At 43.0% G+C, this 20,415-nt stretch carries 16 protein-coding genes; 15 read left to right on the forward strand and 1 reads right to left on the reverse strand.

The features are described 5' to 3' along the window. Nucleotides 1-41: 41 nt before the first annotated feature. The 12 genes from ACZ2XM_RS05530 to pdxJ all read left to right on the forward strand — a co-directional run bounded on the left by ACZ2XM_RS05530 (nt 42) and on the right by pdxJ (nt 14,765). Nucleotides 42-713 carry an ABC transporter ATP-binding protein gene (locus tag ACZ2XM_RS05530; RefSeq protein WP_490587367.1) on the forward strand — a complete coding sequence of 224 codons (672 nt, stop codon included), beginning with the start codon at nt 42-44 and terminating at the stop codon, nt 711-713. After that, nucleotides 691-1,797, forward strand: a complete 1,107-nt coding sequence (locus tag ACZ2XM_RS05535; protein WP_490587368.1) for a KpsE/RkpR family capsule polysaccharide export protein — start codon at nt 691-693, stop codon at nt 1,795-1,797. Before ACZ2XM_RS05530 ends, ACZ2XM_RS05535 begins: the two co-directional genes overlap by 23 nt. 64 nt (nt 1,798-1,861) lie before the next feature. Continuing rightward, entirely contained in the window at nt 1,862-3,625 is a 1,764-nt protein-coding gene (locus tag ACZ2XM_RS05540) for a polysaccharide biosynthesis/export family protein (protein WP_490587369.1), read from the forward strand. A 5-nt stretch (nt 3,626-3,630) separates the two neighbouring features. Next, the gene (locus ACZ2XM_RS05545) at nt 3,631-5,934 is read left to right on the forward strand and encodes a capsule polysaccharide biogenesis protein (protein WP_490587370.1); all 2,304 of its coding nucleotides are present in this window, start codon (nt 3,631-3,633) and stop codon (nt 5,932-5,934) included. A 163-nt stretch (nt 5,935-6,097) separates the two neighbouring features. Further along, a complete protein-coding gene (locus tag ACZ2XM_RS05550) occupies nt 6,098-7,339 on the forward strand; it encodes a capsule polysaccharide biogenesis protein (protein ID WP_490587371.1) in 1,242 nt (413 codons plus the stop codon). Between the two features lie 250 nt (nt 7,340-7,589). Then, on the forward strand, nt 7,590-9,389 hold the full coding sequence (lepA, locus tag ACZ2XM_RS05555; RefSeq protein ID WP_490587372.1) for a translation elongation factor 4: 1,800 nt from the start codon (nt 7,590-7,592) through the stop codon (nt 9,387-9,389). Between the two features lie 116 nt (nt 9,390-9,505). Further along, a complete protein-coding gene (gene lepB / locus ACZ2XM_RS05560) occupies nt 9,506-10,408 on the forward strand; it encodes a signal peptidase I (protein WP_490587373.1) in 903 nt (300 codons plus the stop codon). 93 nt (nt 10,409-10,501) lie between these two features. Then, nucleotides 10,502-10,900 carry a DUF4845 domain-containing protein gene (locus tag ACZ2XM_RS05565; RefSeq protein WP_490587374.1) on the forward strand — a complete coding sequence of 133 codons (399 nt, stop codon included), beginning with the start codon at nt 10,502-10,504 and terminating at the stop codon, nt 10,898-10,900. Between the two features lie 99 nt (nt 10,901-10,999). Beyond that, nucleotides 11,000-11,785: a ribonuclease III gene (rnc, locus tag ACZ2XM_RS05570; RefSeq protein ID WP_490587375.1), complete on the forward strand. Its 786-nt coding sequence runs from the start codon at nt 11,000-11,002 to the stop codon at nt 11,783-11,785. A 208-nt stretch (nt 11,786-11,993) separates the two neighbouring features. Then, nucleotides 11,994-13,121: a GTPase Era gene (gene era, locus ACZ2XM_RS05575; protein WP_490587376.1), complete on the forward strand. Its 1,128-nt coding sequence runs from the start codon at nt 11,994-11,996 to the stop codon at nt 13,119-13,121. Nucleotides 13,122-13,192: 71 nt separating this feature from the next. Continuing rightward, entirely contained in the window at nt 13,193-13,900 is a 708-nt protein-coding gene (recO, locus tag ACZ2XM_RS05580) for a DNA repair protein RecO (RefSeq protein ID WP_490587377.1), read from the forward strand. A 112-nt stretch (nt 13,901-14,012) separates the two neighbouring features. Beyond that, a complete protein-coding gene (gene pdxJ / locus ACZ2XM_RS05585; protein ID WP_490587378.1) occupies nt 14,013-14,765 on the forward strand; it encodes a pyridoxine 5'-phosphate synthase in 753 nt (250 codons plus the stop codon). A 32-nt stretch (nt 14,766-14,797) separates the two neighbouring features. On the opposite strand, the gene ACZ2XM_RS05590 is transcribed toward pdxJ, so the two are convergent. Then, nucleotides 14,798-15,361 carry a prepilin-type N-terminal cleavage/methylation domain-containing protein gene (locus ACZ2XM_RS05590; RefSeq protein ID WP_490587379.1) on the reverse strand — a complete coding sequence of 188 codons (564 nt, stop codon included), beginning with the start codon at nt 15,359-15,361 and terminating at the stop codon, nt 14,798-14,800. Nucleotides 15,362-16,093: 732 nt separating this feature from the next. Here ACZ2XM_RS05590 and ACZ2XM_RS05595 point away from each other — a divergent pair. The 3 genes from ACZ2XM_RS05595 (at nt 16,094) to mscL (ending at nt 20,346) form a co-directional block, all read left to right on the forward strand. After that, on the forward strand, nt 16,094-17,392 hold the full coding sequence (locus tag ACZ2XM_RS05595) for an OmpA family protein (protein WP_490587380.1): 1,299 nt from the start codon (nt 16,094-16,096) through the stop codon (nt 17,390-17,392). A gap of 371 nt (nt 17,393-17,763) precedes the next feature. Further along, nucleotides 17,764-19,611 carry a translational GTPase TypA gene (gene typA, locus ACZ2XM_RS05600; protein WP_490587381.1) on the forward strand — a complete coding sequence of 616 codons (1,848 nt, stop codon included), beginning with the start codon at nt 17,764-17,766 and terminating at the stop codon, nt 19,609-19,611. 291 nt (nt 19,612-19,902) lie between these two features. Further along, a complete protein-coding gene (gene mscL / locus ACZ2XM_RS05605; protein WP_490587382.1) occupies nt 19,903-20,346 on the forward strand; it encodes a large conductance mechanosensitive channel protein MscL in 444 nt (147 codons plus the stop codon). Nucleotides 20,347-20,415: the final 69 nt, after the last annotated feature.

Raw genomic sequence — 20,415 nt, forward strand, 5'->3', positions numbered from 1 at the left:
ATGCTGTTAATTGAATAATAGGCAATATAAGATAACTAGCTATGATTCAAGTTAAAAATATTACTAAGTCATTTATGACTAAAAATGGCCGTCATTACTTATTTCGTGATCTAAATTTAATGATTGGTGATAAACAAAGCGTTGGCTTGTTAGGACGTAATGGCGCTGGGAAATCGACACTATTGCGTATTATTTGTGGTCTTGATGAGCCCGATAGTGGCGAGATTATTACCAACTCGACCATTTCGTGGCCAGTAGGCGTAGCGGGAGGTTTTCAGGGCAGTTTGACGGGACGGCAGAACGTCCGCTTTGTCTGCAGGCTGTATTCGAGTGGCGATTATATTGATGAAAAAATTCGTTTTGTTGAAGAATTCGCTGATATCGGTAACTATTTTGACATGCCAGTAAAGAGTTATTCGTCAGGTATGAAAGCGCGACTGACCTTTGGGCTGAGTCTTGCGTTTGATTTTGATTATTATATGCTTGATGAAGCGGGTGCTGTAGGGGATGCTGCGTTCCGTAAACGTAGTGAGGAAATATTAGCTGCTAGACGTGAACAAGCAGGGTTTTTAGTCGTGTCGCATAACTTAGGCGACATCGAACGAAACTGTGACATTGGCATTGTATTAATGAATCAAACCGCGCACGTGTTTGAAGATCCTAAAGAAGCGATTGAGGTGTATAAAGAGCATGTCCACAAAGCGAAAAAATAAGATTATCAACTTCTCGCTGTTAATCGGCCTCGTGATTCTTCCTTGGGTGCTGATTATTTTCTATGTGATGACGTTAGCCCATCCTCGCTATATCTCAAATGCAGATGTGGTGGTCAAACAGGTGAGCGATACCACAGTGCCTTCGGCTGGAGGATTGACGGCATTATTAGGGGTTAATAGCACCAGTAAAGAAGACGCGACTTATCTCACCGAATATATTTTGTCGAATGATATGGTTAAGCGCTTAGATGCGCGCTTTAAATTTCGTGAAGCCTATTATGTAGACGGTAGCGATCCTATCTATGAACTTGCTCCTGATGCTACCCAAGAAGAGTTGCTGGAGTATTTTAAGAAACGAGTTCGCATCAATTTAGATGAACAGAGCTCCATTCTTACAGTTACCACAGAAGCTTTTTCTCCAGAATATGCTTTGCAGCTGAACCAAGCTATTCTTAAAGAGTCTGAGCAATTTGTGAACCGGATCTCGCAAGATGTCGCTCGTGATCAGTTAACTTTTGCAGAGACCCAGCTTAAAGAAGCCGAAGATAAGCTCAATGACTCAAAAGAGCAGCTACTGAATTATCAGAATAAGAATGAAATCTTTGATCCGCAAGCCAATGCGGTGATGGTCAATCAGTTGGTCGGTAGTTTGCAAGCCCAACTGTCGTCACTACGCACTGAGGAGCGCCAGCTATTAAGCTACCTTAATCCTGATGCACCGCAAGTCGTGTCTTTGCGCAGTCAGATTACGGCCGTAGAACAACAAATAGAACAAGAACAGCAGAAACTAACCTCTCCGAACACCACCAAGCTAAATAAACAAGCGGTGCAGTTTGAGAGTATCAAAGCTGACGTAGAGTTTGCTACGGAGCTGTATAAGATTTCCTTATCTTCATTGGAAAAAGCGCGCTTAGAAGCCTTCCGCAAGATGAAAAATCTAATTGTCATTTCTACCCCTTATGAAGCAGAGGAAGCCACCTATCCGCGGCATATGTACATTATTTGGACCTCCTTAGCCTTACTGCTAGTGTTGTATGGGTTTATTCGTTTGATTATAGCCGTCGTCAAAGATCATCGCAGTTAAAGTGGTGTTGATAGAAGCTGTTAATATAAGTATTGTCGCTAGAATTAGTTAAGGAATTAGACCCATGAATCTACCCCCACGTCCTGCTGTGACTGTATTAAGTCGCGCTTTAAGCTTGTTATTAGTAGCTAGTGCAGTGTCAGGTGCTCAGGCTGCTAGTAGCTATGCCGATCAGTTTTCTGGGACGAGCTTTGGAACGCGAGCCAATAGCGTGGCGCAGAATAGTGGCCAAGCCTTTAGTAATGGCGTGCCAGCACAAGCCTCAGCGCAGGAAGCGGTTGATGCAGCAAGTCTCCCTTCACAGTCGGTTATCACGACCACGCGGCCCTATCAAAATGTCGCTACTGAAATGAAGATGTTTGGCGAGCAGTTATTCCGTGGGGCGTTTTCAACCACATCAGGCTCGACCTTTAACGACAGTTATACTATTAATCCAGGCGATAATGTCCAGGTCCGTATGTGGGGCGCTTATCAATATGCCGCTACCATGACGGTCGACCCACAGGGTAATATATTCTTACCTAACGTCGGTCCTGTACGTATTGCTGGTGTGAAAAACGGTAATTTACAGAGTGTCGTGGAGCAAGAGGTCAAGCGTATTTATCGTTCCAATGTAGGGGTATATGCCTCACTAGAGCAAGCGCAACCTGTAAAAGTCTTCGTGACCGGTTTCGTAGAGCAACCCGGTTACTATGGTGGCCTAGCAGCCGATTCTGTATTGTCCTATTTAGATCGTGCTGGTGGCGTTGATCCCGAGCGTGGCAGCTATATCGATATTCAAATTCGTCGCAATGGTGGTTTGGTCCAGCAAGTTAACCTATATGATTTCTTATTAGCGGGTCAGTTGCAGCCGTTTGCTTTCCAAGATGGCGATGTGATTACGGTCGCTCCGCAAAAGAAAACCTTTGAGGTCTCAGGCCAAGTACAAAACCCTTATACTTTCGAATTTAACGTCGCTGATTTGACCATTGGCGATGTCTTAAGTGTGGCGAACCCAGCAGCCAATGCGACCAACGTCAGTATTACCCGCAGTTCAGGGCGTGCGCAAACCGCAGAGTACTATACCTTAGCGGATGCGCAAAATGTCGCCGTTTATAATGGCGATAAATTGGTCGTCACTTCAGATCGTTATGCGGGCACTATCGCGGTACAAGTTAAAGGGGCTCATACGGGTAATGGCGCAGTAGTTCTACCTTATGGCGCGCGCCTAAAAGATGTCGTAGCGCAGCTGCAACCTACCCAATTGGCCAGCATGACCCATCTGACTATTTACCGTGAGTCTATTGCTGATCAACAAAAAAGGATGATTAATAAGTCCTTAGATCGCTTAGAAGAGATGACCCTTGCCACACAATCGACGACGCGTGAAGAAGCTGCCTTACGTCAAGATGACGCGAATTTAGTCAAACAGTTTATCGCTAAAGCCCGTAATGTTCAGCCAACAGGTCAGCTGGTCGTCGTGCCGAACTCTTGGCAAGATGTGATTCTGCAGCAGGGGGATATCATTGAGATTCCTGAGCAAACTTCCGTCATTACCGTTAATGGTCAAGTGCGTGCGCAAGGGGCATTAACCTTTAATCCTAACTTTACTGTGGGCGATTATGTCGCGAAATCAGGCGGCTTTGATGATAATGCCGATACTAGTGAAATTTTAGTGGTGCATCAAAATGGTGAGAATGAAGTCGTGAACACGGCCTATCGTATTCAGCAGGGCGATGAGATTATGGTGTTGCCGAAAGTGAAGACCAAACGGGTCGAGATTACGCGTGGGGTGTCACAGATTATCTATCAGCTTGCAGTGGCCGCTAAAGTTATCTTAGATTTGTAATTACAATGAGTCATAGTCAACGAATAAGCGACCTAGCACCTCCTGCTGAAAATAGTGGCAATTACGACGCTACTGCTACGCCCGCTATTCCAGCAAGCCTAGGGGTACTAGGGCAGGGTATGATAAACAATAATGCTTTGCTGCCCGAAGTGTTGGGCGCTCATATTCTGCGTTGGTATCCTTGGTCGGGTTTCACTGCTAACGCTGCACCACCTGAAGCGTTTATAGGGTGGGGACGTAAAAAGAGCTTCCGCCGCGCCAGTAAGCAAGCCCGCAAGTATGGGGTTGCTGCTTTGAGCGTAGAAGATGGCTTTTTGCGTTCACTTGACTCGGGGATTGCCAGTAAATACGGTTTAAGCGTCGTCGTTGATGATTTGGGTATGTACTTTGATCTGAGCGCGACCTCGCGTCTAGAGCAGCTTATTTTAGCCACTGCTGTGCAGTGGTCAGCTGAGCAGCTCACTACTGCGCAAGCTTTGATAAACAAGCTGTGTACTCATGAGTTAAGTAAATATAACAGTACGCTAGCGTGTCCATCTTTAACTGCCTCAGCGCCTCCCTCTAACAGCTATCATGTCTTACTAATTGATCAAGTCTTTGGCGATGCTTCTGTTAAAGGAGCAGGGGCGAGTGCGCAGCATTTTAAGCAGATGCTAAAGAGCGCTTGTCAGCAGCATCCTGACGCCACAATTTGGATTAAAGCCCATCCTGCTGGTAAACAAGGTTATCTGAATTCTCTTAAACTGCCCCAACGTGTGCAGGTCTTAACGGACGCTGTCAATCCTATTGCTTTGCTAAAACAAGTCGACCATGTTTATACAGTGAGCTCGCATATGGGTTTTGAAGCCCTGATATTAGGCAAAACCGTACATTGTTTTGGCGTCAATTGGTATAGTGGTTGGGGATTGACTGACGATCGCCAGGCCCCAAAACGATTGCTAAAAAAGGTCATGAAGCGCCGCTTAGCCTGTTATCAGAAAGCTACGGGACAGCGTAACAAAGCCGCTCATCAAACATTGACCAGTCTTATGTCAATTGATCAGCTGTTTTACGCCGCTTATATTGATTATAGCCGCTATGTTGACCCAGCAACCAAGAGTGCCTGCGATTTAGATACCGCTATGACTTGGTTAATTAGTAACCGTCATTGGCAAGCACAATTAGCAACGCCGTTAACCATATATGAATTTAGCCGCTGGAAGTTGCCTTTTGTTAAAGCGTTCGTAGACTTCCCTAAGACCCAGCTATTTATAAAACCTAAGCCTAGGCTGAAAAATTTACTGCATCCTGACCATTTTCGTATGGGCTTGAGTAGCCCTGCTTTAGTTTGGGGGTTGGCAAAACGCCAAGAGCTGCAAGCAAGACTACAGAAAAAAGGCGTGGCCGCACCGCCAATATATTGTATGGAAGATGGATTTATCCGCTCGAATGGTTTGGGCGCCACATTATTAGCGCCCTTGTCCGTAGTGATTGATAGCCAAGGGATTTATTATGATGCCACCCAGCCTTCTGACCTCGAACAGCTATTGGTCACTAGTGCCGAGTTAACGGTTGAGCAGCAAGCGCGGGTACAAAGGTTATGGCAAAAGTTATTAGAGCAGCGAGTCAGTAAATATAATGTCGGGCAAGCCAATAAAGCCAGTGGGGTTGGTAAGGCAAAAACCAGGGGTCAACGCCGATTACTCATCGTTGGCCAAGTGGAAGATGATTTGTCCGTTAAGTATTGCGGCTCAGCCATCACTACCAATACTGCGCTTATTCAAAGAGTCCGCTGTGAGCATCCAGAAGCTTATTTAATTTATAAGCCGCACCCTGATGTGGAAGCTGGGTTACGCTCAGGTAAGGTTGCCGAGTCAACTTTAGCCCTGGTAGATAGTGTGGCTTATGAGATGGCTATGCCGGACTGTTTAGATGCAGTAGATGAAGTGCATACCATCAGCTCATTAACTGGGTTTGAGGCCTTGCTTAGAGAGCTGAAAGTGACTTGTTATGGTTTGCCTTTTTATGCGGGATGGGGTCTAACGACAGATATAGATGCGCACGTCGAACCCAAATGTAGCTATCTACAGCGCCGCCAACGCTCCTCTACGTTGACTCTAGAGCAGCTTATTCATTGCACCTTGATTGATTATCCCCTATATCGCCTGCCCAACGGTTATGGGCTAGCGCAGCCTGAGCAAGTCATCGATTACTTATACCCTGCAATCAAAACCACGGTTAATAGCAGGCTGACGACCAGTACCCAACAACACCTAAAAACTAAATTTATGCAGCAGCGCCAACGTTGGTTAGCACTTAGTAAAAATTAAAACGGATTGTTAATACAAACTCGAATCGTATTAATAGAAAATTGTGAAGCCAAGCAGTCTTATTAAGTATAATTAGTCCTTTATCTGTTAGATTGCTTATTAATTGCTACACTTTTTTATCCTCATCGTACGTCTGTACGCGTTAATCAGGTATTTTTATCTTATGGCAGCATCAATGCAACACTTGCTAACTCACCAACACGTGTTGTTATTACAAGGCAAGATGGGGTCATTTTTTAATCGATTTGCGAGTTTTTTACAGTCGCAAGATATTGCCGTGAGTAAAATAAATTTTAATGCAGGCGATGCGTTTTTTTATAAACATGAGCAGGCTCATAACTATACAGGCACGCTAGCGGCTTTTGCGGCTTGGTTGGCAGGGTTCATTGCTGAGCATAAGATAGACGCTGTAGTCTGCTTTGGCGATTGCCGGCCGCATCATCTACAAGCGGCCAAGCTGTGTGAAAAATTAGGAGTATCCTTTTTTGTCTTTGAAGAAGGCTATTTGCGCCCGGATTACATTACCCTACAAGAGCACGGTATTAATGGCTACTCACGCTTAAACACAGAAGATATCAAAGCGTTAAAAAAAGCCAATGACAAGCCACTGTATACGCATAATCGTTTTTATCGACTGTGTATTGCTGCCATTGTTTATTATGTCATTACGCGGGCTTTTAAACACCAGTATCCTCACTATCACCATTACCGCGGTATGACGGCCTGGCAAGAAGCGATAGCTTGGTTAAAGGCTCCTTGGCGTAAATTGGCCAGCTATTATCCGGATAAAAAGCTGCAAAAAAACTTGGTGAATAAAGCAGATGGACAATATTTCTTAGTCAGTTTACAAGTGCATAACGACTCGCAAATTACCCATCACAGCCCGTATTTGGATATTGTGCAGTTTATCGATGAGGTGATTAGTAGCTTTGCTAGCCACGCCCCGCAAGAGCAACTATTAGTATTCAAACATCACCCGCTAGACCGAGGCCATCGTGATTATCGAGCTGTAGTGAGCAGTATCGCTGCCCGTTATAATATAGCCGATAGAGTGTTTTATGGCTGTGATATGCACCTGCCTACCTTGATGAAGCATAGCAAAGGTATGGTGACGATTAATAGTACGACAGGTCTGCAATCTATTTATCACCAAAAACCCACTAAAATTATGGGCCGAGCCATATATGATACGGAACAGCTGACCGACTCACAGCCGTTAGATGATTTTTGGCAGACGCCTAAACGCCCCGATAATGAGTTTTACCTGCGTTTTAGAGAATTCCTAATTGAACAGACCCAATTGAATGGCGCCTTTTATGGCAAGTCTCCTTGGATGTATAAACACTTGCATCCTAACGCCTTTATGGGCAGTGAGACCGACCAGCAAAGTAAGCTGCAGCCATAAACGGTATTTGGATATTACTTTACGGGTAAAGCTGTTAAAATAAGCCCTTGCTTAAGGCTTTTTAATGTCAGTTCATCCTAAATTTGGGTGAATACTGGGGCATTACCAAGGTCTTTAGGCCACCAAATATTGTTTTAAATTGACGTTGCACTAGCTTGATTCTAGTCTTAATTAATAGACATTTACTTTTCAACTGAGCCCGTCTTCACCTGATCCAAAATAAACCGATCCAACATTAATAGGCGCATTCGTGACCGCATTAGCAAATATTCGTAATTTCTCAATCATTGCCCATATTGACCATGGTAAATCGACGCTTGCCGATCGATTCATTCAAATGTGTGGGGCGCTACAAGACCGTGAGATGCAAGCTCAGGTCCTAGATTCTATGGATATCGAGCGTGAGCGTGGTATCACTATTAAAGCGCAGTCCGTCACGCTGTATTATGACCATCCTAATGGTGAGCGTTATCAGCTGAACTTTATTGATACCCCAGGCCACGTAGATTTCTCTTATGAGGTGTCACGGTCTTTAGCCGCTTGTGAAGGTGCATTGTTAGTAGTCGATGCGGCGCAAGGCGTTGAAGCGCAGTCAGTAGCCAACTGCTATACCGCCGTTGAGCAAGGCTTAGAAGTCTTACCGGTTCTCAATAAAATTGACTTGCCGCAAGTTGAGCCTGAACGGGTTATTCAAGAAATTGAAGACATTATTGGTATTGAGGCCGTAGATGCGCCACGCGTATCGGCCAAGTCAGGTCTTGGGGTAGAGGAGCTGCTCGAGACTTTAGTCGCTGTTATTCCAGCGCCTACGGGTGATCGAGAAGCGCCATTACAAGCGTTAATTATTGACTCTTGGTTTGATAACTATCTAGGCGTGGTTTCCTTAGTTCGTGTGCGTCAAGGTAGCGTGAAAAAAGGCGATAAGATCTTTATTAAATCTACCAAAGAGCCGCACTTGGTAACCTCTATTGGGGTCTTTACGCCTAAGCCTTTGGATACTGGCAGTTTAGAAGCCGGTGAAGTGGGTTTCATTATTGCTGGTATTAAAGACATTATGGGCGCGCCAGTCGGGGATACTATTACCCACGCGAAAACCCCTGATGTTGACCGCATTCCCGGCTTTAAGAAGATCACCCCGCAGGTTTACGCGGGTATGTTCCCTGTAGACTCAAACGATTTTGAAAAATTCCGTGAAGCTTTGCAGCGCTTGCAGATTAATGATTCAGCGCTATTCTTTGAACCCGATACCTCAGATGCTCTAGGCTTTGGTTTCCGCTGCGGCTTCTTAGGTATGCTGCATATGGAGATTATTCAAGAGCGTCTTGAGCGCGAATATGATCTTAACCTGATCACCACGGCGCCTTCGGTTATCTACGAGATTGTCAAAAAGAATGGCGAAACCATTAAAGTAGAGAACCCGTCTAGACTACCAGACCCTGGATTCATTGATGAATTCCGTGAGCCTATTGCGCGTTGTCATATCCTAGTACCGCAAGACTATCTCGGTAACGTTATGAAGCTGTGTATGGATCGTCGTGGTATCCAAGTCGATATGCGCTTTATGGGCAGACAAGTGCAGATGGTGTTTGATATTCCTATGGGAGAGGTCGTTATGGACTTCTTCGATCGTTTGAAATCAGTGTCCCGCGGTTTTGCCTCATTAGACTATGAATTCGAGCGTTATAGCACGGATAAGCTGGTGAGAGTTGACGTGCTGATTAATGGTGAAAAAGTAGATGCGCTAGCGATGATTTGCCATCAAGATCAATCGCGTCATCGTGGTAATGCGTTGGTCGAAAAGATGAAAGAATTGATCCCAAGACAGATGTTTGACGTGGCTATTCAAGCGGCGATTGGTAGTCAGATTATCGCTCGTAGTACGGTGAAGGCCATGCGTAAAGATGTGACAGCCAAGTGTTATGGCGGTGATGTCTCACGTAAGAAAAAGCTGTTGTCTAAACAGAAAGAAGGTAAGAAACGCATGAAGCAAGTGGGCAGCGTAGAGATTCCACAAGAGGCCTTCCTAGCGGTATTGCAAGTAGACAGCTAAATCTATTTTCTTGCTAACGAAGTATTGAGAGATTGTATTTAAATAAATAAGCATGATAAGTCGATACAGATTTACTTTGCTGATGACTATCCTTTTAAAGAATGTAGGGCACGTTGATGGATTTTGATTTTAATTTAATATTGGTACCATTGACGTTGGCCTTAGGTCTGGTGTGGTTGTTGGATAAATTAGTTTGGAAACAGCGCCGCACCAAGGGTCGTGGTAAAGAAAGCACCTTAGTCCGTTGGGCTTATGATTTCTTTCCGGTACTGGCGGTAGTGCTTATCGTGCGCTCTTTTTTAATCGAGCCTTTTAATATTCCTTCTTCTTCAATGGTGCCTACTTTATATACCGGTGATTTTATTGCGGTAAATAAGTTTGCCTATGGGGTCCGCTTGCCATTGACCTATAATAAGGTCTTGGATACAGGCAGTCCTGAACATGGCGATGTTATGGTATTTCGTTATCCTGAAAAACCAAGCATCTACTATATTAAGCGAGTGATTGGCTTACCAGGCGATACGGTCAGCTATAACAATGGTACGTTGGCTATCAATGGTGAGCCATTAGAGACACAGCCTGTTGATTTTGCAGCTGATGAGACGTTGACTTCACAATTAGTACCTGCTGGTCCAAGACCGACGGGAGAGGTGGTCTCTGCAGAAGAAGCTATAGCGGAAGGTCAAGAAGAAGAGGCCCACGCCGATTATTATCAAGAGAAACAAGGCAAGCACGAGCATCTTGTCCGTTATTTAGAAGCTTTTAATAGTTCACAATATGGGCCGTTTTTGCAAGCTGAATCGCCTAATGTAGTGACTTCTGCGGGGACGCAATGGCAAGTCAGTGTGCCAAAAGGTCAATATTTCGTGATGGGTGACAATCGTGATCGTAGCGCCGATGGCCGTTATTGGGGCTTTGTCCCTGAAGAAAACTTAGCGGGTAAAGCGGTTTATATCTGGATGCATAAAGCTCCCGGCCTTAAGCTTCCTAGCTTTTTTAGAAATGGCGCTATCCATTAAATCTCATTTAGAGACCTTGTTTATAGATAGTAAGCTGAAATTTTAGAGCGCTCAAGTCTTTGTGCAATAGGTATGATTTGATTAGGAACTTTTATGTATTCACCGAAGAATAGCTTGCCAAGTGCTCAAGTGGGAGCCAGTGCTAGTGGTGTTATCATTTTTATTCTAGTCCTTATTACGGCTGTCAAATTATTGTTAGCGATTGTTCCTGCCCAGATTAGTGATTATCAAATGTCTAATTTAATTGCTGCCGAGCTTGAAAAAGCAAATAATCAAAATAAAACGGCTGCAGAGTTTATGACCGCCTTGGCTACTCAGCTCAATATTAATGCTAGCTATGATGCTAAAGTGGAGGAAATAATTACCTTCAATAATCAACAAGTAGGTCAGCTCGCTGTTCACAAAAAATATAGTAAAACGAATAACTTCTTTGGTAATGTAGATATTGTGAACCGTTTTGAAGAGGATATTCCGGACGTAGCAGCTAAATAGTCAGTGACTGACAGCCCTTTTAAAGTAGTAGTCAGTCATGGCTAGTTATTTTTCTCCCCATATTTATATAATGAGTCATTCTCGTTTAATTAGGAAAGCATGAAGCCTGTTAAATCTTTACAGACGTTTCCAGACCCTACCATCGCCCTTGCTACTGCCGAACCCGTAAGTGCAGAATTCCTGCAACGTTTGGCTATTTTAATGCGTAGCTTAGGGTATCAGTTTCGCTCACCAGCATTACCAAAACTGGCTTTGACCCATCGCTCTTTCGATAGCAAAAAGAACTACGAGCGACTAGAGTTTTTAGGCGACGCTTTATTGGGGATGATAGTTGGTGAGGCTTTATATCATCGCTACCCTTTAGAAAACGAAGGTCGATTAACCCGGATGCGGGCGACCTTAGTAAGACAAGAATGTTTAGTGACCATCGCTAAATCATTAGGCTTAAGCGAACATCTTATTCTTGGCATTGGCGAGCGTAAAGGCGGCGGGCGTCATCGCGCTTCAATATTGGCAGATGCTGTCGAATCTCTGATAGGCGCTATCTATTTAGACAGTCAAGATATGGACACTGTCCGTAACTGCGTTTTAGCGTGGTACGGTGATATGATTAATAATGTTAATGACCAAAAAGTGCTTAAAGACGCAAAAAGTCGCTTGCAAGAATGGCTACAGGGTCAACAGATTGACCTGCCTACTTACGAGTTGATGGAAACGCGTGGCAATGCCCCAAATCAGATTTTTGTGGTTAGGTGTCATGTCGATATCGCTGAGTGCCCAGATATCACTGAGTCTGGAGAGAGTCGCCGTATTGCTGAGCAGAAAGCTGCAGAATTGATGGTAGCTCAGCTGAATAAGCTGACACGCTTTAACAAAAAGCGCTAAGATTGCTTGAGGTAATAGATATAACTTACTGGGACAGGCCAAACCCTATTTTAGGTTAGGTCGACCTCTAACCCCTTATTTAATCCTTTTTCAACCCCTTGTTATTTTATTCAATATTTTTTAAAACGAATTTTAAACTCAGTTTTGTACCCAAATTTAAACCTATTTTTGAACATAGCTTTTAAGCTATAAGGCCTAGTTAATTATAATGAAAGATTTAAATTCTAATCAAGATGCTGCTCTCGAGCAGGCAGATACTCCTAATACTCTTGCCGTAGAAAATGCGGATGATTTTGCACATACCGATAGTGCAGATAGCGATGATGCGGCTATCAGCGTGGATGACCAAGGCGAATTGGTAGAAAGTTTTGCGGCTATCGATGATTTCTTCGCTAACAACACGGCTTTGCCGAATGCCGATACTTTTAAGTCGGGGTACGTGGCTATTGTAGGTCGGCCGAATGTGGGCAAATCGACGCTCATGAACCACCTGTTAGGGCAAAAGCTATCGATTACTTCGCGTAAGCCACAGACTACCCGTCATCGTATTCATGGCATTTTGACCAATCATGAGATGCAAGCGGTGTTTGTTGATACACCTGGTATCCATAAAAATGAAGTGCGCGCTATCAATGAACGCATGAATAAAGCAGCAGTATCCGCCTTAGTTGATGTGGACTTAGTATTGTTCGTAGTCGATGCAGACCAATGGCGTGAGGACGATTTACTGACGTTACAGAAGTTGGGCGAAACCAACCTAACGGTAGTGTTGGTCATCAATAAAGCCGATACGCTTAAAGACAAAGGCAGTGTATTGCCGTTGATTGAAGACTTTAGCGAAAGTTTTGATTTCGCTGATATCGTTCCCGTTTCTGCGCTTAAAAATCAAAACTTGGACCGTCTGCAAGAGGTTATTGCCAAGCATTTACCCGTTGGTACGCCTATTTATGACAGCGAGCAAATCACTGATCGCTCGGAGCGTTTTTTAGCGAGTGAGATTATTCGTGAAAAAATTATGCGTAGTGCAGGTGATGAAGTGCCTTACGATTTAACAGTGCAAATTGATGGCTTTAAAGATGAAGCGGCTCATAATGATCCAAAGACGGGCCGTAAACGCAAAGCTTGTACTTTTATTGATGCCACTATCTATGTAGAGCGCGATGGCCAAAAAGCCATTGTTATTGGTGATAAAGGTCAACGCATTAAGCAAGTGGGTATGGATGCCCGTAAAGATATGGAGCAGCTGTTTGATAAAAAAATCATGCTGACGCTTTGGGTTAAAGTCAAAAAAGGCTGGTCGGATGACGAGCGTGCTTTAACCAGTCTAGGCTATTAATAATTTTTTAGCGTTGATACTGCTGCAATGGGCGGATAGAAGCTCGTTGCAGGGGGGAGTAAACAGCGGTTATGCGTAATGAGACATTGACTGGGTATGTACTGCATCATCGCGCTTATCAAGAAAAACGCGCTTTATATTATTTATTCACCGAGCAGCATGGCATTGTGCATGGAGTTGGCAAACGTGGTTTGCCACTATTTGAGTCTTTGCAAATGTTTGCAACCGGCAAGCGAGAGCTGAAAACGTTAACGCAAGTACAAATGACTTCAGTTAATGCGACCATACGTGGTAGTCAACAGTATGCTGGGTTGTATCTTAACGAAATCCTGTATCGTCTCTTACCGGTTGAAGACCCTTTGCCGGAGCTATGGACACGTTATGCAGCCAGTCTAAACTTATTGCGTGCCCCATTAAGCGCTGATGAGTTAAAGTTATGTTTGCGAGAGTTTGAGCATAGCCTGTTTAATGCTTTAGGCTACGAGATATTGTTAAGTTATGATGCTGAGGCACAACCCGTTGAGCCTGCGCAGCACTACAGTTATCGACCAGAAGTTGGCTTTATGCCTGTAGTGAGCTCAGAGGTTATAGAATCTAATGGCTTTAGCGTAGCGAACATTTTTAGTGGCAGTGAATTATTTAAAATGCAAGAGCAAGGGATTTGCTTAGCCACTCTACCGCTTTGGTCACGCCTTAATCGCGATTTAGTTGCTCATCTTTTAGATTATGAACCGCTACAAAGTCGACTGTTATGGCAACAACAACAGCGTTATCAATAAATAGACTTATTAAATCCTAGTCTACTGTTCAATCTCTTCAAGTCCTGTTCCGCTCTTTTATGCAAAAACTTTCTTTATATTATAAATAATCATCGTAGCGAGGTTTCTGGTTATGACATCATCTAAGCGCCCTTTGTTAGGGGTCAATATTGATCACGTGGCGACATTGCGCCAAGCACGCGGTGTTAACTATCCTTGTCCTGTGGCAGCTGCTCGTATTTGTGAGCAAGCTGGCGCAGACGGTATTACTCTACATCTTCGTGAAGATCGACGCCATATTCAAGATTATGATGTCTACGCTATGGCAGAGGCTATTACCACGCGGATGAATTTAGAAATTGCCGCTACTGCAGAAATGGTAACTATTGCTTGCCAAGTAAAACCAGCTTGGGTTTGCTTGGTACCAGAGAAGCGCGAAGAGTTGACGACGGAAGGTGGGCTTGAGGTAGCAGGCCAGCGAGAGTTACTGACTGAAATTATTGCGCAATTACAGGCGGCTGGTAGTCAGGTCTCACTTTTTATTGACCCTGAACCCAAGCAAATTGCAGCGGCTATTGCTTGTGGTGCTGACGCCATCGAGTTGCATACGGGCGCCTATGCTGAAGCGGGGCTAGCAGACGATTTGCCCCAGCAGCAAACAGAGCTTGAGCGTATCAAAACCGCCGTTAACTTTGCCAAGAGCAACAAAGACAGTTTAATTGTGAATGCTGGTCATGGTTTAACTCGAGATAATGTTGGGCCTATCGCCCAGATTGAGGGGATTTATGAGTTGAATATCGGCCATGCCCTAATTGCGGACGCGGTCTTTATGGGCTTAGCTGAGTCAGTCAAAGCGATGCAAAAAGCCATGGAGCCGAGCATATAGAATAGCTTTAAATAGGTTGCCCATAATACTCTTTAACAGCCGGTACGACGATTACTATAAGGTCTAGGAGTAATAATACCAACATTACTAAAGGTAATTTGAAACATGCTATTGGTGTTGCTTGAGAATGGGCAGTACTTGATGTGGCCCATATTTCCTCTAGGCAGGCCTGTATCTCCAAAGAACTTAGTATAGTGACGTCTTGCCCCCATTCTTAGGGATAAACTGCCGTATTTCAGCCCAGTAGCTTCTCTAATTATCAATTTATCGGTTAGAGCGTCATAATGTCTATTATTATTACGGTCTATAAATAACAGTAATTCTTCATCACTGTTCCTATGACAGCGTCCTGTACCATTGGATAAACAGAATAAGACATCATGCCGAATAATAAAACTTTCACTTTTAGCCTGTTTTAATATACTCACTAAAACTCTTTCAATACGTTTTGCCTCCATTTTTTCTTGCCAGTCCTGAAAATTGGGAGCGGCTATGCCCACTATAATTATTAAAATCATAATGATAACTAATAATTCAATTAGAGTAATGCCATGTTGTTTACCTGATGAAGCTATTTCCATTGCTATTAAAGGCATAGTGGTTCCAGATCTCACATTAATGAGAAGATGACCAACTGTTATTATTTGAAATTGCGATTCATAGAGTTAAGGGCTGATAAATTCGAGCCATAGAAGCTGTGGAATGGTGAATAATCTAGTTATACTTATATATTTAATTTAATATTACTTCAAAATATTTTTATAAAAATTTATTATTGGATTGGATTAAAACCAGTTCAAGTGTCAGTAATTGTTTCAATATAGTGGCTTTTCTTATCTAAGATAGAGAAGTAACAAAAAGTGTATTAGAATGGCTAGTAAGAAATAAAGACATCCTCTTACGTAATCGCTTTGACAAGTAGGGTTGGCTTAACAAAGGTTATAAGTTTTTTATAACTACTGTGAATGAAGGTCTTATAAGTTAGATGATGTATTGTCTTAAGTTACTATAGAATTACTATTTCTTAGCCCTTTAACCTTTTTGGTGTTAATCAGTGAGTCTGCTTAGTATTAAATAAGAAATTAGCTGTACTTATAGGGTCAGATAAAAAGTTTTTCTTACTGATTTAGATAGTATTTGTATGTTAAGATGTAATAATGTGTAGCTGCTGACAGAAAAAAGTTGTAAACTTTATTGATAGTCGCTAAGCTACTTCGTAATTGTTTTATAGCAGGATATATCCCTGTGAGAGGGTAACTCGTTATAAAGCGCAGTAGAAAGTTGGTTTTGCGTAACGCATGACTTAAATCATCCTTTGGAGGAAGTCCATGAAATTGAATAAAATTGCTCTAGCTTTAGTAGCAGTGGCTGCAGCGCCAATGGCAGCAACAGCTGGTGTTACTGTTAGCCCACTACTTTTAGGTTATCACTACACTGACGAAGCTCACGATGAGCAACGTGATATCTTCCGTACTGGTAAAGATCTTTATCAGAACGGTCAAACACCTTCACAACAAATCGGTGATGGCTCTCGTGGTAATGATAACGGTGGCGTAGCCATGGAAAGCGGCCTATATACTGGTGCAGCGCTTGGTATCGAACTAACCCCTTCTACTCAGTTCCAAGTTGAGTACGGTGTTTCTAACGCTAACGGCGAAGCTTCTGAAGATTCAGCTGACGCGGGTGTTAACCGTTTTGATATGGAACAGCAAACTTTATCTGGTAACTTCTTAATTGGTACTGAAGAGTTCACCGGTTACACTGAAAGCCCATTCAAGCCATATGTATTGATTGGTGCTGGTCAGTCGAAAATCAAAGTAGAAAACCAAGAGCAATACACTAACAGTGCTGGTAATGTCGTTAAAGCAGGTACTGAAGTATCTCAGTCTACTGACACTATCGGTAACCTAGGTCTAGGTGCTATGTATCGTATCAACGATGCACTAAGCCTACGTGGTGAAGCCCGTGCTATCCACAACTTTGATAATAACTGGTGGGAAGGCATGGCTCTAGCTGGTCTAGAAGTCGTACTAGGTGGCCATTTAGCACCAACAGTAGCAGTACCACCTGCTGAGCCAATCGATACTCCAACAACTCCTATTATTGTTGTTGAAGAAGATCAAGACGTTGACTCTGATGGCGATGGCGTAATCGATAGCCTAGACGCTTGCCCAGGCACTCCAATGAACGTCGTAGTTGACGAGCGCGGTTGCCCACGTGAAGTAGTAGTAAGCGATGAATTGAAAATGGAACTTCGTGTCTTCTTTGACAACGATAAGTCTAAGATCAAAGATCAATACAAACCAGAAATCGCTAAAGTAGCAGAGAAGATGCGCGAGTATCCTAACTCTACAGCTCGTATCGAAGGTCATGCTTCTAAGACTGGTCCTTCAGCGAAATACAACCAACGTCTATCTGAAGCTCGTGCCGTTGCCGTTAAGTCTATGTTGACTAACGAATTTGGTGTTGCTCCAGGTCGCTTAAGTACTGTTGGTTATGGTTATGAGCGTCCAATCGCGCCAAACGATACTGAAGAAGGTCGCGCTATGAACCGTCGTGTTTATGCCATCATCACTGGTGACAAATCTATGACTGTTGAACAAACTAAAGACATGGAAGTTCAATAATTCCTGCTCTAGTTGATAAGCGTTGATTAATTAAAAAAGCCATCCTTCGGGGTGGCTTTTTTTAATGCCTAACTATATTTTTTTAATGCATAATTATAAAGATATTTTTATTTACATTTTATATCGGTATTGGTAAATAGCTTTGAGCTTAATAGCTGTCTTATATAGCCGACTATAGCAATAAAAATATATTATCTTACCTATCATGACTGCACTTAAGTCACAAATTTATCATCTATTAATGATATACTACCCGCCCTAAGCGCAGATAATCGTATCAGAATGCCTATATTATGGTGTCCATGCTGATTATAAGCAGTAAAGTAGCTTAGTTTAGTAAGATATTTTATATACACACAAGAGCATTTTATATGGCGAACGACATTCAGAACTTGCGTAATATTGCAATCATTGCCCACGTTGATCACGGTAAAACCACTTTGGTCGATAAGCTATTACATCAATCTGGTACTTTTGGCGACCGCGCAAATATCGCGGAACGTGCAATGGATTCAGGTGATATTGAGCAAGAGCGTGGAATTACGATTCTTGCCAAGAATACTGCTATCAAATGGCAGCATCCTAACAAAGATATTGAATATCGTATCAATATCGTCGACACCCCAGGTCACGCCGACTTCGGTGGCGAAGTTGAACGTGTTATGTCTATGGTAGACTGCGTATTGCTAGTCGTGGATGCTGTTGATGGCCCTATGCCACAGACTCGTTTCGTAACGCAAAAAGCTTTCGAACAAGGCTTGAAACCAATCGTTGTTATTAACAAGATTGACCGTCCAGGTGCGCGTCCTGATTGGGTAATGGATCAAATATTTGATCTGTTTGATAACCTTGGTGCGACAGACGAACAGTTAGACTTCCCAGTAGTTTATGCTTCAGCATTGAATGGTATTGCCGGTCTAGAAGCCAACGAATTGGCTGATGACATGACGCCATTATTCGAAACTATCGTTGATGTAGTGCAACCACCACAAGTGGATGCAGATGCGCCATTCCGTATGCAGATCTCTAGCCTAGACTATAATAGTTTCGTAGGTGTTATCGGCATTGGTCGTATCCAGCGCGGTAAAGTTTCTACCAATACTCAAGTTACGGTTATCGATAAAAATGGCAAAACCCGTAATGGCCGTATCTTAAAAATCATGGGTTACCATGGTCTAGATCGTATTGATGTTGAAGATGCGCAAGCAGGTGACATCGTTTGTATCACAGGTATTGATGCTTTAAATATTTCAGATACTATCTGTGATCCAAGCGCAGTTGAAGCTCTACCAGCACTAACTGTTGATGAGCCAACTGTTTCAATGAACTTCCAAGTTAACAACTCACCATTCGCGGGTCGCGAAGGTAAGTTTGTGACTTCACGTAATATCCGTGAGCGTTTAGAGCGTGAGTTGATTCATAACGTGGCGCTACGTGTAGAAGATACTGAGTCTCCAGATAAATTTAAGGTTTCAGGTCGCGGCGAATTGCATCTATCAGTTTTGATTGAAAACATGCGTCGTGAAGGTTTTGAGATGGGCGTATCAGGTCCAGAAGTTATCGTTAAAGAAGTAGACGGTAAACTACAAGAACCTTATGAAAACGTTATTTTTGATGTTGAAGAAGAGCATCAAGGTTCTATCATGGAACAAATTGGTCTGCGTAAAGGCGAGATGACCGATATGCAAATCGACGGTAAAGGTCGTATCCGTATTGAAGCGACTATGCCAGCCCGTGGTTTGATTGGTTTCCGTTCAGAGTTCCTAACCTTAACTTCAGGTACTGGTATTCTGACCTCTAGCTTCTCGCATTATGGTCCACAGAAAATTGGTACTGTAGGCGGCCGCTCTAACGGTGTATTGGTCTCTATGACCAATGGTACTTGCCTAGGTTTCGCACTATTTAACCTACAAAAACGTGGTAAATTGTTCGCTGAGCCTCAGTTAGAAGTTTACGAAGGTATGATCGTTGGCCTAAACTCGCGTAACGATGATATGGTAGTGAACCCAACTACGGGCAAACAGCTCACTAACGTTCGTGCTAGTGGTACGGATGAAGCGTTGACTCTAACGCCAGCTGTCAAGTTTACTCTTGAGCAAGCTCTTGAATTTATTCAAAGTGATGAGCTGGTTGAAGTAACGCCAAAGTCGATTCGTCTGCGTAAGCGTTATTTGACAGAGAGCGAGCGTAAGCGTCATGGTCGTAAGAAAGACGCTTAATACTGATAAAGTGATGCAGATAGAGGATAAAAGGTAATTTAGTAATACTTAACATTATTTTACTAAAAATCACTTCAGCATAATATTCTTTGTCCTCATAATGCTGTCAGTGCGATAAAAGTAGTAGCCATAGAGTGTTCAAACTATCGAGCACTGTAGGCTACTATTTTTTTTGCTGTTATTTTATAGTAGGTATTTCAAAGCAAATATTCTACGATAAGCTGTCTTAATTTAGCTAAGACAGTGATTAGTATTCATTGAGTCAACAAGGTCTATAGAGGAGATAAATTTATGAGTATGATGTCTGAGTTTAAAGAGTTTGCCATTAAAGGCAATGTAATGGATTTAGCAGTCGGTGTTATCATCGGTGGCGCATTTGGCACCATTACTACCTCACTGGTTGAAGATATTATTATGCCTATCGTGGCTATGATATTCGGTGGTGAGCTAAACTTCCAAAATATGTTTGTTACTTTAGGGGCAGTTCCTGAAGGGGTGGCTAGAAATTACGAAGCATTAAAAGCGGCAGGGGTACCTATTCTTGCCTATGGTAACTTTATTACAGTATTGATTAACTTCATCATCCTGGCGTTTATTATCTTTATGATGGTTAAAGCGGTTAACCGTTTACGTCGTTCAGAGGAAGAAGTTGCTCCGACAGAGCCAGCAGAAGATATCGTATTGCTACGTGAAATTAGTGCAAAGTTAGGTAATAATACTACTATCAATAAGTAATCACTTTACTACTAGCATTATAGATATTGCCTAAATTTGAGTGGCAATAAATGGCACGAAAAAAGGGCT

Source organism: Psychrobacter sp. CoH-33_TS_01, assembly GCF_058189395.1.